The organism is Streptomyces sp. HUAS YS2, from assembly GCF_033343995.1.
GTDB lineage: Bacteria > Actinomycetota > Actinomycetes > Streptomycetales > Streptomycetaceae > Streptomyces > Streptomyces solicathayae.
On sequence record NZ_CP137573.1, the window covers coordinates 5,312,594 to 5,327,902 of the forward strand.

At 72.1% G+C, this 15,309-nt stretch carries 9 protein-coding genes; all 9 read left to right on the forward strand.

Annotation, left to right across the window (positions count from 1 at the left end):
- The first annotated feature begins 3 nt into the window (after positions 1-3).
- A complete protein-coding gene (mreC, locus tag R2D22_RS24585) occupies positions 4-984 on the forward strand; it encodes a rod shape-determining protein MreC (RefSeq protein WP_318106832.1) in 981 nt (326 codons plus the stop codon).
- Positions 985-996: 12 nt separating this feature from the next.
- Positions 997-1,659 carry a rod shape-determining protein MreD gene (gene mreD, locus R2D22_RS24590; protein ID WP_318106833.1) on the forward strand — a complete coding sequence of 221 codons (663 nt, stop codon included), beginning with the start codon at positions 997-999 and terminating at the stop codon, positions 1,657-1,659.
- A 19-nt stretch (positions 1,660-1,678) separates the two neighbouring features.
- Positions 1,679-3,907, forward strand: a complete 2,229-nt coding sequence (mrdA, locus tag R2D22_RS24595; protein WP_318106834.1) for a penicillin-binding protein 2 — start codon at positions 1,679-1,681, stop codon at positions 3,905-3,907.
- Positions 3,908-3,911: 4 nt separating this feature from the next.
- Positions 3,912-5,111, forward strand: a complete 1,200-nt coding sequence (gene rodA / locus R2D22_RS24600; protein ID WP_318106835.1) for a rod shape-determining protein RodA — start codon at positions 3,912-3,914, stop codon at positions 5,109-5,111.
- A gap of 50 nt (positions 5,112-5,161) precedes the next feature.
- Positions 5,162-6,784, forward strand: a complete 1,623-nt coding sequence (locus R2D22_RS24605; RefSeq protein ID WP_318106836.1) for a CYTH and CHAD domain-containing protein — start codon at positions 5,162-5,164, stop codon at positions 6,782-6,784.
- Positions 6,785-6,853: 69 nt separating this feature from the next.
- Complete coding sequence (locus R2D22_RS24610) at positions 6,854-8,785, forward strand: TIGR03960 family B12-binding radical SAM protein (protein WP_318106837.1); 1,932 nt, start codon at positions 6,854-6,856, stop codon at positions 8,783-8,785.
- 69 nt (positions 8,786-8,854) lie between these two features.
- Complete coding sequence (locus tag R2D22_RS24615) at positions 8,855-9,988, forward strand: hypothetical protein (protein ID WP_318106838.1); 1,134 nt, start codon at positions 8,855-8,857, stop codon at positions 9,986-9,988.
- A 143-nt stretch (positions 9,989-10,131) separates the two neighbouring features.
- On the forward strand, positions 10,132-10,911 hold the full coding sequence (locus R2D22_RS24620) for a TIGR03936 family radical SAM-associated protein (protein ID WP_318106839.1): 780 nt from the start codon (positions 10,132-10,134) through the stop codon (positions 10,909-10,911).
- A 235-nt stretch (positions 10,912-11,146) separates the two neighbouring features.
- On the forward strand, positions 11,147-15,052 hold the full coding sequence (locus tag R2D22_RS24625; protein ID WP_318106840.1) for an Rne/Rng family ribonuclease: 3,906 nt from the start codon (positions 11,147-11,149) through the stop codon (positions 15,050-15,052).
- Positions 15,053-15,309: the final 257 nt, after the last annotated feature.

The following is a 15,309-nucleotide window of genomic DNA, read 5'->3' on the forward strand; positions in this document are numbered from 1 at the left end:
CACGTGAGGGACACACGAGAGAGCCGGCTACTCCTGGTACTGCTGGTCGTCATCGCGTTCGCACTGATCACGGTGGACATCCGCGGCGGCGAGGAGTCACCGGTGGACGGCGCCCGGCGGGCCGCCGCCGCGGCCTTCGGGCCGATCGAGAACGGCGTCGCGGCAGCCGTCGACCCGGTCGGCAACGCCATAGGAGCGGTACGCGACTCCGGCGAGCGGCACACCCGGATCGCCGCCCTGGAGCACGAGAACGCCGCCCTCAAGGCCAAGCTCGGCAGCGACGACCGCAACCGCAGCCGGGTCGCCGAACTCGACGGGATGCTCAAGAAGGCCGGAGCCGGCCAGTACGGCATCAAGGCCGCCGAGGTCATCGCCATAGGAGCCGCGCAGGGCTTCTCCTGGACCGTCACCATCGACGCCGGTGCCGACGACGGCATCAAGCGCGACATGACCGTGCTCAACGGCGCCGGACTCGTCGGCCGGGTCACCACCGTCGGCCCGTCCACCGCGACCGTGCTGCTCGCCAACGACCCGGACTTCACCGTCGGCACCCGCCTGGAGAAGACCAGCGAACTCGGCTTCGCCACCGGCCAGGGCAACGGCCCGCTGCTCGTCCAACTGCTCAACGGCAAGGCGAAGGTCAAGCCCGGCGACCGGCTCGTCACCTTCGGCTCGCACGGCTCCAAGCCGTTCGTCCCCGGTGTCCCGGTCGGCGAGATCGTCCGCGTCGACCCCATGGGCGGCGGCCTGACGCGCAACGTCTACATCCGCCCGTACGTCGGCTTCACCAAGCTGGACATCGTCGGCGTCGTCGTCCAGGCCCCGCGCACGGACCCGCGCGACATGGTGCTGCCGCCCAAGCCCGCCAAGCCCAGGCCCGTACCGACCGTCACCGTCACGGTCACCCCGCCGCCGCCCGGTCAGGAGCAGCAGGGACAGCAGCCGCAAGGACAGCAGCCGACCGACGGACAGACCGAGCGGTAGGGGGACCCACTCATGAAGATCAACCGGATCCTGCTCTCCGCGGCGCTCGTCGTCGTGGCCCTCGTCGTCCAGGTCTCCGTCCTCGCCCGCCTCCAACTCCCCGGCGCGGTCCCCGACCTGGTGCTGCTCACCGTCGTCGCCCTCGCGCTCGTGTACGGCCACGTCAGCGGCGCCCTCATCGGCTTCGGCGCGGGCCTGCTCGCCGACCTGGCACCGCCCGCCGACCACGCCGTGGGCCGCTACGCCCTCGTGCTCTGCGTCATCGGCTACGTCGCCGGGCTCTTCCGGCCCGAGAAGGGCCAGCTCAGATCCGCCTCCGGCCCGATGGCCGTGGTCGTCGCCGCCGCCGTCGGCACGACCCTGCTGTACGCGGGCGTCGGCGCCCTCGTCGGCGACACCGCCGCCCGCCATGTCGGCCTCGGCTTCCTGCTGTTCACCGCGGCCCTGTACGACCTGCTGCTGGCCCCCTTCACCGTGCCGCTGATCATGGCCCTCGCCCGACGCGTCGACAACGACCCGCTCGCCGAGACGAGCAGCGCCGGAGACGTCTCCTCCGGATGGCTCTCCTCCGGCACCGGACTGCGGATCGGCGCCCAGCGCAGCGGCCTGCGCGTGAAGGCCGCCCGCAGCCGCGCCACACGGGCCGGACGCATCAAGGGAGTCAAGCGACTGTGACCGAGGGGGCAGCGGCAGCATGAGCAACATTCCGGAGACCGGGCGGACCCAGCGGGTCCAGATCCGGCTCGTCATCATCCAGGTCCTGGTCTTCTCCCTCCTGCTCACGCTCGGCGGGCGGCTCTGGTACCTCCAGATCCGCAACGGCAAGGAGTACACGGCGGAGGCCAAGGGCAACCACGTCCAGCAGGTCGTCCAGCCCGCCGTCCGCGGCACCATCCTGGACGCCCGCGGAGTCCCGCTCGCCGACAACGAGACCCGGCTCGTGGTCTCCGCCTCGCGCACCGAGCTGCTGAAGATGAAGGACGACGGCAAGGCCGTCCTCACCCGGCTCGCCGGCGTCCTCGGCATGAAGCCCCAGGACGTCATCAACAAGATCCGGCTCTGCGACTCCAAGACCCCCAAGCCCTGCTGGAACGGCTCGCCCTACCAGCCGATCCCCGTCACCGACGAGGCCACCACGCAGCAGGCCCTGACGATCCGGGAGGCCTCCGAGGACTTCCCCGGCATCACCGCCGAACTCGCCGCCGTACGCCGCTACCCGGCGCCCGGCAAGGCCCGCACCTCTCAGGTCCTCGGCTACCTCTCGCCCGTCACCGACGAGGAGATCGAGAAGGCCAAGGACGGCGACTCGCCGTTCCTCCGCTCCGACCAGGTCGGCCGCTCCGGCATCGAGCGCACGTACGACACGGCGCTGCGCGGCAAGGCCGGCGTGACCCGCTACGAGGTCGACAACCTCGGCCGGGTCATGGGCCAGACCGAGTCCGACCCGGGCGTGCCCGGCTCCACGCTCGTCACCAGCATCGACGCCCGGGTCCAGGCGGTCGCCGAGTACGAACTCGCCGCGGCGATGAAGACCGTCCGGAACGAGACGGACAAGATCACCGGCCGCAAGTACGAGGCCGACGCGGGCGCCGTCGTCGTCATGGAGTCCAAGACCGGCCGCGTCGTCGCGATGGCCTCGCAGCCCGACTACGACCCGAACGCCTGGGTCGGCGGCATCTCCGGCAAGGACTACGCCGCGCTCACCGGCAAGGGCTCCAACTACCCGCTGCTGAACCGGGCCATCCAGGGCCAGGCCGCGGCCGGCTCCGTCTTCAAGGTCGTCTCCGCCAGCGCCGCCGTGCGCGCCGGCCACGACTTCTACGACAAGTACCCCTGCACCTCCTCGTACAGCATGGGCAACACCAGCTTCGCGAACTTCGAGTCCCAGGGGCACGGCCCCATCACCCTCGGCGACGCCCTCAAGTTCTCCTGCAACACCGTCTTCTACCGCCTCGGCCACGAGCAGTGGTCGCGCGACGGCGGCCTCAAGCCCAAGAAGGGCGCCAAGGACTGGTTCTACCGCACCGCCCACGAGTTCGGCTTCGGCGGCGAGACCGGCATCGACCTGCCCAACGAGGTCAAGGGCCGCATCCCCGACCGCCAGTGGAAGCAGAACTTCTGGGAGGCGAACAAGGACGCCTGGTGCAAGGAGGGGAAGAAGGGCGGCACGTACATCCAGCAGCTCTCCTACGAGAACTGCCTGGAGGGCAACCAGCTCAAGGCCTACGACAGCATCAACTTCTCCATCGGACAGGGCGACCTGCTCATCACGCCCATCCAGCTGGCCACCGCCTACGCCGCCATCAGCAACGGCGGCACCCTCTACAACCCCACCATCGGCAAGGCCCTGATCAGCCCCGACGGCAAGAACGTCACGGAGATCAAGCCCAAGGCCCACGGCCGGCTGCCGGTCGACGCGCAGACCATCCGCGACCTCGACAAGGGCCTGAAGTCCGTCGTCGAGCCGGGCGGCACCGCCGCCTGGCGGTTCGGCGGCTGGCCCCAGGACAAGATCCCGATGCACGCCAAGACCGGCACCGCCCAGGTCTACGGCAAGCAGACCACCTCGTGGTTCGCCACCTACACCCGCGAGTTCACGATCATCATGACGATCTCCCAGGGTGGCACCGGCTCCGGCGCCTCCGGCCCCGCCGTGCGCAACATCTACGACGCCCTCTACGGCCTCGACGACGAGGGCAACCAGGACCTCAAGCGGGCCCTGCTGCCCCAGCCGCAGAAGACCCTGCCGAGGATCCAGAGCGACGGCAGCATCGACGCGCCCGTGATCAAGCCGTACGACCCCGACGCGCAGCTGGTCAAGCCGGAGGGTGAGCAGGCCGCCGGCCAGGATCCGTCCTCACCGCCCGAGCCGCAGCCCAGCGTCCCGCCGCTCGCGGGCCCGCCGAGGGCCGGGAGGCTCTGACCCGATGAACGCACGCACCGGCTTCTCCGTCTCCCGGTACGCCCCCGAGCGCGGGGCCTTCGCCAAGCTGACCGCCCGCGACTCCGTCGTCCGGCGGCTCGACTGGCCGATCCTGCTGTCCGCCCTCGCCCTGTCCCTGCTCGGCTCGCTGCTCGTGTGGTCCGCCACCCGGGGGCGCACCGAGCTCAACCAGGGCGACCCGTACTACTTCCTGTTCCGGCACGTCCTGAACACCGGCATCGGCCTCTGCCTGATGATCGGCACGATCTGGCTCGGCCACCGCACCCTGCGCGGCGCGGTGCCGATCCTGTACGGCATCTCCATCGTGCTGATCCTCGCCGTGCTCACCCCGCTCGGCGCGACGATCAACGGCGCGCACGCGTGGATCGTGGTCGGCGGCGGCTTCTCGCTCCAGCCCAGCGAGTTCGTGAAGATCACGATCATCCTGATCATGGCGATGCTGCTCGCGGCGAAGGTCGACGCGGGCGACCAGCTCCATCCCGACCACGGCACCGTCGCCAAGGCGCTCGGCCTCGCCTGCCTCCCCATGGGCATCGTCATGCTGATGCCCGACCTCGGCTCGGTGATGGTCATGGGCGTCATCGTGCTCGGCGTCCTGCTCGCCTCCGGGGCGTCCAACCGCTGGGTGCTCGGACTGATCGGCGCGGGCATCGGGGGAGCCGTCCTCGTCACCGCGCTCGGGATGCTCGACGAATACCAGATCAACCGCTTCGCCGCGTTCGCCAACCCCGAGCTCGACCCGGCCGGCGTCGGCTACAACACCAACCAGGCGCGCATCGCGATCGGCTCCGGCGGGCTGTACGGCGCGGGGCTCTTCAAGGGCCACCAGACCAGCGGCCAGTTCGTGCCCGAGCAGCAGACCGACTTCATCTACACCGTCGCCGGCGAGGAACTCGGCTTCCTCGGCGCCGGGCTGATCCTGGTGCTGCTCGGCGTGATCCTGTGGCGCGCCTGCCGCATCGCGCGGGAGACGACCGAGCTGTACGGCACGATCGTCGCGGCCGGGATCATCGCCTGGTTCGCCTTCCAGGCCTTCGAGAACATCGGCATGAACCTCGGCATCATGCCCGTGGCCGGCCTGCCGCTGCCGTTCGTCTCGTACGGCGGCTCGTCGATGTTCGCGGTGTGGGTGGCGATCGGACTCCTGCAGTCGATCAGGGTGCAGCGCCCGATGTCGGCATAACGGCGCAAGACGTACTGCCGTTCCGTTCACGCTGCGTCTAGATTCGATTCATGGCGGAGACGAAGCGCGAGATCGAGCGGAAGTACGAAGCCACCGACCGGACGGAGCTGCCGGACCTGACGCGGGCGGCCGGGGTCGCGTCCGTCGAGGACCGGGGCGTCGACGAACTCGACGCGGTCTACTACGACACCCCCGACCTGCGGCTCGCCGCGGACTCACTCACCCTGCGGCGCCGCACGGGCGGCGGCGACGCCGGCTGGCACCTGAAGTTCCCCGTCGCCTCCGGAATCCGTGACGAGATCAGAGCCCCGCTCTCGGACACGCTCCCGCGTGTCCTGGCGGGGCTCCTCCGCTCCCGCGTCCGCGACGGCGAGGTGCTTCCGGTCGTGCGCCTGCGCTCCTCGCGCGCCGTCCACCACCTGCGGGCCGAGGACGGCGCGCTGCTCGCCGAACTCTCCGTCGACACGGTCCACGCCGAACGGCTCGGCCCTGGGGAGGGGGCGACGGCGGACTGGACCGAGATCGAGGTCGAACTCGCCGACGGCGCGGACCAGAAGGTCCTCGACGCGGTCGAGAAGCGCTTGAAGAGGGCGGGCGTCCGCCCCTCCGAGGCTCCCTCGAAGCTGGCCAGGGCCCTGGAAGAGACCGCGGGGAAGGACCGCGCCGGAAAGGCCGCGGCGAAGGCGGCACGGCGCTCGGGCGAGGCACAGGCACGGGACGACGTCCACGACCCCGACGGAAAGCGCGTCGCCAAGCACGCCCGCCGCGCCGGAGGAGGCGCCGCTGGAGAGGCCGACCTCGACTCCGGCACCGCCGGGGCCGCCGTGCTCGCGTACGTGCGCCGGCAGCGGGACGCCCTCGTCGCCCTCGACCCCGCCGTCCGCCGCGATCTACCCGACTCGGTCCACCAGATGCGCGTCGCCTGCCGACGCCTGCGCAGCGCCCTCAAGACCTACCGCAAGGTCCTCGACCGCACCGCCACCGACCCGGTCCGCGACGAGCTCAAGTGGCTCGCCGGCGAACTCGGCCACGCCCGCGACCAGGAGGTTCTCGTCGCCCGCCTGCGCGGCCACCTCGACGACACCCCCCGCCCCCTCCTCCTCGGGCCGCTCCGCAACCGGTTGCGCATCTGGGACGCCGCCCGCTCCGGCGACGCCCGTCGCCGCAGCCTCGCCGCCCTCGACTCCCCGCGCCACCTCGCCCTCCTGGACGCCCTCGACGCTCTGCTCACCGACCCGCCGCTGCGGAAGCGCGCCGGCCGCCCCGCCGCCGACGTCCTGCCGAAAGCCGTCCTCAAGGCCCACGGCCGCCTTTCCGCCGCCGTCGACCACGCCCTCGGCCTCGACCCGGGCCACGACCGAGACCTCGCCCTCCACGAGGCCCGCAAGGCCGCCAAACGCGCCCGCTACGCCGCAGAGGTCGCCACCCCCACCCTCGGCAAGCCCGCCAAGAAGCTGGCCTCCCGCGTCAAGGCCGTACAGAGCCTGCTCGGCGAGCACCAGGACAGCGTCGTCGCCCGCGAAGCCCTGCGCGCCCTCGCCGTCCAGGCCCACGGCGCCGGTGAGAACGCCTTCACCTGGGGGCTGCTGTACGGCCGCGAGGAGGCCGCTGCGGCGCGCACGGAGCGCGAGCTGCCGGAGGCCTGGGCCGCCGCAGAGACCGCGGATCTGTAGCCGGACGGGAGTCCCTGAGCACCGGGGTACGCTTGAGAGTCGCCCCATGCCAGCTCACGAAGGTTCGAGATGTCTGCTGCCGAGTCTGTCTTCCCGCAGCTCGAAGCTCTGCTCCCGCACGTGCAGAAGCCGATTCAGTACGTCGGTGGAGAGCTGAACTCCACGGTCAAGCCGTGGGAGTCCGCCGACGTCCGCTGGGCTCTGATGTACCCGGACGCGTACGAGGTCGGTCTGCCCAACCAGGGCGTCATGATCCTCTACGAGGTACTCAACGAGCGTGAGGGCGTCCTCGCCGAGCGCACCTACAGCGTGTGGCCGGACCTCGAAGAGCTGATGCGCGAGCACAACGTGCCGCAGTTCACGGTCGACAGCCACCGCCCCGTCGGCGCCTTCGACGTGTTCGGCCTGAGCTTCTCCACCGAGCTCGGCTACACCAACATGCTCACGGCCCTCGACCTCGCGGGCATCCCGCTGGAGTCCAAGGACCGCACCGTCGACCACCCGATCGTGCTCGCCGGCGGCCACGCCGCCTTCAACCCCGAGCCGATCGCGGACTTCATCGACGCGGCGATCGTCGGCGACGGCGAGCAGGCCGTCCTCGACATGACCGAGATCATCCGCCGCTGGAAGGCGGAGGGCCGCCCCGGCGGCCGCGAGGAGGTCCTGCTCCGCCTCGCCAAGACCGGCTCGGTCTACATCCCGGCGTTCTACGACGTCGAGTACCTCCCGGACGGCCGCATCGGCCGCGTCGTCCCCAACCGCTCCGGCGTGCCGTGGCGCGTGTCCAAGCACACCGTCATGGACCTCGACGAGTGGCCGTACCCCAAGCAGCCGCTGGTCCCGCTCGCCGAGACGGTCCACGAGCGGATGTCCGTCGAGATCTTCCGCGGCTGCACCCGCGGCTGCCGTTTCTGCCAGGCCGGCATGATCACGCGCCCCGTGCGGGAGCGAAGCATCACCGGCATCGGCGAGATGGTCGAGAAGGGTCTCAAGGCGACCGGCTTCGAGGAGGTCGGCCTCCTCTCGCTGTCCTCCGCGGACCACACCGAGATCGGTGACATCGCGAAGGGCCTGGCGGACCGCTACGAGGAAGACAAGATCGGCCTCTCCCTCCCCTCGACCCGCGTGGACGCCTTCAACGTCGACCTCGCGAACGAGCTGACGCGGAACGGCCGCCGCTCCGGCCTCACCTTCGCCCCCGAGGGCGGCTCCGAGCGCATGCGCAAGGTCATCAACAAGATGGTCTCGGAAGAGGACCTGATCAGGACCGTCGCGACGGCCTACGGCAACGGCTGGCGCCAGGTGAAGCTGTACTTCATGTGCGGCCTGCCGACCGAGACCGACGAGGACGTCCTCCAGATCGGCGACATGGCGGTCAACGTGATCGCCAAGGGCCGCGAGGTCTCCGGCCAGAACGACATCCGCTGCACGGTGTCGATCGGCGGCTTCGTCCCCAAGCCGCACACCCCCTTCCAGTGGGCCCCGCAGCTCTCCGCCGAGGAGACCGACGCCCGCCTGCAGAAGCTCCGCGACAAGATCCGCGGCGACAAGAAGTACGGCCGCTCCATCGGCTTCCGCTACCACGACGGCAAGCCCGGCATCGTCGAGGGCCTGCTCTCCCGCGGCGACCGCCGCGTCGGCCACGTCATCCGCGCGGTGTACGAGGACGGCGGCCGCTTCGACGGCTGGCGCGAGCACTTCTCGTACGACCGCTGGATGGACTGCGCCGCGAAGACCCTCCCGGCCCACGGCGTCGACGTCGACTGGTACACGACGCGCGAGCGCACCTACGAGGAGGTCCTGCCCTGGGACCACCTGGACTCCGGTCTCGACAAGGACTGGCTCTGGGAGGACTGGCAGGACGCCCTCGACGAGACCGAGGTCGACGACTGCCGCTGGACCCCGTGCTTCGACTGCGGCGTCTGCCCGGCCATGCAGACCGAGATCCAGGTCGGCCCGACGGGCAAGAAGCTGCTGCCGCTGAGCGTCGTCAAGCAGTAGGGAACGCATTCGGGTGACGGCCCGGTCCGGGGAGGAAACCTCGGGCCGGGTCGTCGCGTCATTTCGGGCATGAGTATCGAGAAACCGCAGCCGGTGACCGGTCCCGGGCCCGAGGGGTGTCTGACGGCGTTCATCAGGATCCCGGTGCGGGTCGTGGTGCTCGTGGTCGTGGTGCCGGTGCGGATGCTGTGGGACGTCCTCGTCGTCGGCGCGCGGTTCGTGGACCGGACGATGGTGCGGCCCGTCGGGCGGGCGTTGGCCTGGTTCTTCGGGCGGGTCGTCGGGGTTCCGGCCGGCTGGCTGTACCGGCATGTGCTCACGCCCGTGGGGCACGCCCTGGCCTGGTTCCTCACGGGTGTCGCGGTGGTCTTCGGGTGGATCGTCGAGCGGCTCGGCATCGGGCTGTCGTGGCTGCTCAAGGCGGTGTTCGTGTGGCCGTGGGTGGGGCTGTGGAGGTACGTGGTCGTGCCGGTCGCCCGGTACGGGATCGCCGTTCCCGCCGTCTGGCTGTACCGGCATCTCGTCACGCCGCTCGGGCACGGGCTCTCCTGGGCCCTGGCGACGCTGGTCGTCGCGCCGCTCGGCGCGCTCTGGACGTACGTCGTGGTGCCGCTCGTCCGGTACGGGATCGTCGTGCCGGCCGCCTGGCTGTACGGCTCCGTGCTCGCGCCGCTCGGCCGCGGTCTCGTCACGGCGCTGTTCGTGTGGCCGTGGCGGCACCTGGTCGTGCCGGTCGTCACGTACGGGATCGTCGTGCCCCTCTCCTGGCTGTGGCGGCGGGTGCTCGTGCCCGTCGGGCGGGAGGTCGGGGACGCGCTCGTCGTCTGCTGGCGGATCGCGGGGTACGTGTCCCGGGCCGTCGGGAGGGCGGTGAAGTGGGTGGCGTGGAACCTGGTCGGGCGGCCCGTCGCCTGGTTCTACCGGGACGTGTGCACCCCCGTCGGGCACTTCGTCCGCGACCGCGTCTGGGCGCCCGCCCGCGCCGTCGCCGTCGAGGCCGGCCGGGCCGCCCGGGCCGCGCTCGTCTCGGCCCGGGACACCGTGCGGCAGGCCCGCCGCGACGCCTGGCGCGCCCTGGTCGGCGGGCCCCGGAGCACCGAGGCTGTGGAACCGGCGGTGACCCAGGCGCGTACTCTGGGTAGTACAACTGCTGTCTCCGGCGTGGCACCCGCCCCCGAGATCTCCCTGCGAAAGCGGGGGTGATCCGGGCGAAGCCCACCAGGGACGACCCGTACCACCGGTACCCACCGCATTTCGAGGGCGGCGCGCCACCCGCGCCCGCCCCGCACCGAGGAGAAGAACCACTGGGCAAGCGACAGCCCGAAGGCCCGCCGCCCGCACCTGCGGTGCAGCGCATCCGACTGCGCTACACCAAGCGCGGCCGCCTCCGGTTCACCAGCCACCGTGACTTCCAGCGCGCGTTCGAGCGTGCGCTGCGCCGCGCCGAGGTGCCCATGGCGTACTCGGCCGGTTTCACCCCGCACCCGAAGGTGTCGTACGCCAACGCCGCCCCCACGGGTACGGGCTCCGAGGCCGAGTACCTGGAGATCGCCCTCACCGAGACGCGCGACCCGGAGACCCTCCGGGCGCTGCTCGACGAGTCGCTCCCGGCCGGTCTGGACATCACCGACGCCGTCGAGGCCCGGACCTCCGGGCTCGCCGACCGGCTCACCGCCTCCGTGTGGGAGCTCCGGCTCGACGGAGTGGCAGTCGAGGACGCGCAGAAGGCCGTCGAGGCCTTCCTCGCCGCCGAGACGGTCGAGGTGCAGCGCAAGACGAAGAACGGCATGCGCACCTTCGACGCCCGTTCCGCCGTCGCGGAGCTCACCGCGGCTCGTCCACCGGCTGATAGGCCGGTGGAGGGCCCCTGTGCGATACTGCGGCTGGTTGTTCGGCACGTGACACCTGCCGTGCGACCCGACGACGTCCTGTCCGGTCTCCGAGCTGTGGCCGACCTGGCGCCGCCGGTCCCCGCAGCGGTGACCAGGCTGGCGCAGGGGCTCTTCGACGAGGAGTCCGGCACGGTGACCGACCCGCTCGCGCCCGACCGCGAGGCAGTCACGGCCGCTTCACCCACGGCCGCCGCGACCGCCCCGGCGACGGCGCCGGGTACCGGTTCCGCGTAGGGAGCGGTCGTCGTAGCGCAGCCCTGGACCTCGGGAGCCACCTGGGTCGGGCCGCGCACTGACCAGGAGACTTTCGCCAGGCCGTACGCATGGGGCGTACGGAACCGGCGAGCCAGACACAGAGCTCCCGTGCGGCGCCCGCGCCCCGGACGGCGGTACCGCGCTCATCACGCGGACGTGCCGCCGGACCGGAATCAGGCGCGGCGCCCGGGAGCGTGACGGGAGAACCGCCCGCATGCTCGAGCAGCACGAAGACAACGAGAACAACAGCGCCCCCGGAGACAAGCTGCCGCCGCGCCGTAGGCGTCGCGCCGCTTCCCGCCCCGCGGGCCCGCCGGTCGCCGCCGACGCGTCGGCCGCCGAGGCCACCGCACCGGTCGTCGAGGAGACGCCGGTCGCCGAGGTCGTCGAGGAGGCCGCTCCGGCGCGTCCGCGCCGCCGTGCCACCCGCAGGGCCACCGCGCCCGAGGCGACGCCGCAGGCCGCGGAGGCCGTGGCCGCCGAGGTCGAGGAGACCCTGGCCGTCGAGGAGACCGCGCCGCCCGCGCGGACCCGTCGTCGTGCCACCCGCAAGGCCACCACCGCCGCGCCGGCGGAGGAGACCCCGGCCGTCGAAGAGGCCCCGGCCGCCGAAGCCGCCGAGGTCGTCGAGGAGGCCGCTCCGGCCCGTACCCGCCGCCGCGCCACCCGCAAGGCCACCGCCCCCGTGACGTCCCCGGCCGTGGCCGAGGAGATCGTGGTCGAGGCCGTGGCGGAGGAGGCCGAGCCGGTCGCCGAGCCGGAGCCGGTCGTCGAGGCCGCGCCGCCGGCCCGTACCCGCCGCCGTGCCACCCGCAAGGCCACCGCCCCCGTGACGTCCCCGGCCGTGGCCGAGGAGATCGTGGTCGAGGCCGTGGCGGAGGAGGCCGAGCCGGTCGCCGAGCCGGAGCCGGTCGTCGAGGCCGCGCCGCCGGCCCGTACCCGCCGCCGCGCCACCCGCAAGGTCACCTCGCCCGAGCCGGTCGCCGCCGAGGCCGAGACCGCCGGCGAGACGCTGCCGCAGGACGTCGTCGAGCAGATCGCCGTCGACACCCCGGCCGCCGCCGAGGTCGCCGCCGCCGAGCAGGCCGCCACCCGTGGCCGTACCCGCCGCCGCGCCACCTCGCCGCAGTTCACCTCCGAGCCGGTGGCCCCCGCGAAGGCCGAGGAGGAGAAGCCCGCGCGCGGCCGTCGCGCCACCCGGCCCTCCGTCGCCGTCTTCCAGGCGCCGGTGTTCACCGAGCCGATGTTCCAGACGCCGGAGACCGCTGCCGCCATGGCCGCTGCCGCCGCCGTGGAGCCGGAGGAGGACGAGGAGACGGAGGAGACCGCCGAGGTCGTCGAGACCGTCGAGGCCGAGGTCGTCGAGCGCGCCGAGACCGGCCGCCGTCGCCGTCGTCGCCGCGGCGAGCCCGTCGCCGTCGAGCCCGTGCCGAGCACGGTCGCCGAGGAGCCCGAGGTCGAGGCCGAGGAGCCCGAGGCCGTCGAGGCGGAGGAGACGGACGAGTACGAGGACCGTCCCTCCCGCCGTCGCCGCCGGGGCGGCCGTCGCCGTCGTCGCGGCGAGTCCGCCGAGGTCGAGGAGACCGAGGAGGCCGAGGAGGCGCACGCCGAGTCCGAGGCCGAGGAGGCCGAGGAGGAGGAGTCCGAGGGCGAGGAGGAGGCCGAGGGCCGCGAGTCGTCCGGCTCCAGCAGCTCCCGCCGTCGCCGCCGTCGTCGTCGCCGCAGCGGCGAGGGTGCCGGTGAGGCCGAGGCGGCCGAGGAGGACGGCGTCCGTACGGTCGTCAAGGTCCGCGAGCCCCGCCCGGCCCGTGAGAAGGCCGAGCCGTCCGACGAGGTCCAGTCCATCAAGGGCTCGACGCGTCTGGAGGCGAAGAAGCAGCGCCGCCGCGAGGGCCGCGAGCAGGGCCGCCGCCGCGTCCCGATCATCACGGAGGCCGAGTTCCTGGCCCGCCGTGAGGCCGTCGAGCGCGTCATGGTCGTCCGCCAGAACGGCGAGCGCACCCAGATCGGCGTCCTGGAAGACAACGTGCTCGTCGAGCACTACGTCAACAAGGAGCAGGCCACCTCGTACGTCGGCAACGTCTACCTGGGCAAGGTCCAGAACGTGCTGCCGTCGATGGAGGCCGCGTTCGTCGACATCGGCAAGGGCCGCAACGCGGTCCTGTACGCCGGCGAGGTCAACTTCGAGGCGCTCGGCATGGCCAACGGGCCGCGCCGCATCGAGACCGCGCTGAAGTCCGGCCAGTCGGTCCTCGTCCAGGTGACGAAGGACCCGATCGGTCACAAGGGCGCGCGTCTGACCAGCCAGGTCTCCCTGCCGGGCCGTTACCTCGTGTACGTCCCCGAGGGCTCGATGACCGGCATCAGCCGCAAGCTCCCGGACACCGAGCGGGCCCGTCTGAAGACCATCCTCAAGAAGATCGTCCCCGAGGACGCGGGCGTCATCGTGCGCACCGCCGCCGAGGGTGCGAGCGAGGACGAGCTGCGCCGTGACGTCGAGCGTCTGCAGGCGCAGTGGGAGGAGATCCAGAAGAAGGCGAAGAGCGGCAACGCCCCGACCCTTCTCTACGGTGAGCCGGACATGACCGTCCGGGTCGTCCGCGACATCTTCAACGAGGACTTCTCGAAGGTCATCGTCAGCGGTGACGACGCCTGGGAGACCATCCACGGCTACGTGAACCACGTCGCCCCGGACCTGACCGACCGCCTGTCCAAGTGGACGAGCGAGGTCGACGTCTTCGCGACGTACCGGATCGACGAGCAGCTGATGAAGGCGCTGGACCGCAAGGTCTGGCTGCCGTCCGGCGGCTCGCTGGTGATCGACAAGACCGAGGCGATGATCGTCGTCGACGTCAACACCGGCAAGTTCACCGGCCAGGGCGGCAACCTGGAGGAGACGGTCACCAGGAACAACCTGGAGGCGGCCGAGGAGATCGTGCGCCAGCTGCGGCTGCGCGACCTGGGCGGCATCGTCGTGATCGACTTCATCGACATGGTCCTGGAGTCCAACCGCGACCTGGTGTTGCGTCGCCTCCTGGAGTGCCTGGGCCGGGACCGGACCAAGCACCAGGTGGCCGAGGTCACCTCGCTGGGCCTGGTGCAGATGACCCGTAAGCGGGTCGGCCAGGGTCTGCTGGAGTCCTTCTCCGAGACCTGCGTCCACTGCAACGGCCGCGGTGTGATCGTGCACATGGAGCAGCCGACCACCCACGGTGGCGGCGGCAACGGCAAGCGGGCGAAGAAGCGCGGCCGCGGCGGCGCCGAGCACGTCCACGAGCACGAGCACGAGCACGAGGTGGCGGAGGTCGCGGAGACCGAGGCCGTCGAGACCGAGGCCGAGGTCGCCGCGGAGATCGCGCCGCCGGTCGCCCTGCCCGAGCCCATCGCTCCCGACGAGGAGCTGTACGGCTCCGTCGCCGAGGCGGAGGAGGCCGCGAAGCGCGGCCGCGGCCGCCGCCGGGCGACCCGCCGGGTGTCCGCTCCGGTGGTCTCGACCCCGCAGCCCGCCGCCGAGCCGGTCGAGATCGTCGAGCCGGTCGTGACCGAGCCGGTCACCGAGCCGGAGCCGGTCGTCGCCGAGGCCGCGCCGGCCGTCGTCGAGGAGGCCGCCCCGGCCCCGCGTACCCGTCGCCGCGCCACCCGCAAGGCGACGGCCCCGGCCGGTTCGCCGGCCGTCGCGGAGCCGGTCGCCGAGGCCCCGGTCGCCGAGGCCCCGGTCGCCGAGGCCGAGCCGGTCGTCGTCGCCGAGACCCAGGCCGCCCCGGCCGAGGTCGTCGCCGAGGCTCCTGTCGAGGAGGCCCCCGTGGCCGCCCCGCCGCGGGCCCGTCGACGGGTCGTCCGCAAGGCCACCGCTCCCGCCGGCGCTCCGGCCGGTTCGGAGGAGGCCGCCGTCGTCGTGGTGACCGCCACGACGGAGGCCGCCGAGGCCGCGTCCGCGTCCGAGGCGGAGGAGGAGGTCACGCCGGCCAAGAAGGCCGCCGCGCGCAAGACCGCCAAGAAGGCGACGGCCAAGAAGGCCGCCGCGAAGAAGACGACGGCCAAGAAGACCGCGGCCAAGAAGACGACCGCGAAGAAGGCCACGAAGGCGGCGGCCAAGAAGACCGCCGCAGCCGAGCAGTAGCGGAGAGTGGCGAGTGACGGCCGTCTCGTGACGGCCGTCACTCGCCCTTCGTGTCTTACCTGAACGAATGGTGAGTAACTGCTGAAGTTCCTGTGGCGCCGCTCTCGAAGGCCCGGACGGTACAGGGACTTTGTTTCAGAATTGATGCCTGGCCACGTAAACGGCCCCGAAATTGACTAGGAAATTCCTGATAATGTGACGCCCGGTCGCCGCCGTCTGCGGGCTACGCCCCGGGGCTACGGTCGGTGACCGACCCG

Excerpts from the sequence above, each read along its gene's own strand:
- R2D22_RS24615 (WP_318106838.1), top strand. The coding sequence starts at position 8,855 with ATGAGTATCGAGAAACCGCAGCCGGTGACCGGTCCCGGGCCCGAGGGG.
- mreD (WP_318106833.1), top strand. The coding sequence starts at position 997 with ATGAAGATCAACCGGATCCTGCTCTCCGCGGCGCTCGTCGTCGTGGCC.
- R2D22_RS24610 (WP_318106837.1), top strand. The coding sequence starts at position 6,854 with ATGTCTGCTGCCGAGTCTGTCTTCCCGCAGCTCGAAGCTCTGCTCCCG.
- R2D22_RS24605 (WP_318106836.1), top strand. The coding sequence starts at position 5,162 with ATGGCGGAGACGAAGCGCGAGATCGAGCGGAAGTACGAAGCCACCGAC.
- R2D22_RS24625 (WP_318106840.1), top strand. The coding sequence starts at position 11,147 with ATGCTCGAGCAGCACGAAGACAACGAGAACAACAGCGCCCCCGGAGAC.
- mrdA (WP_318106834.1), top strand. The coding sequence starts at position 1,679 with ATGAGCAACATTCCGGAGACCGGGCGGACCCAGCGGGTCCAGATCCGG.
- rodA (WP_318106835.1), top strand. The coding sequence starts at position 3,912 with ATGAACGCACGCACCGGCTTCTCCGTCTCCCGGTACGCCCCCGAGCGC.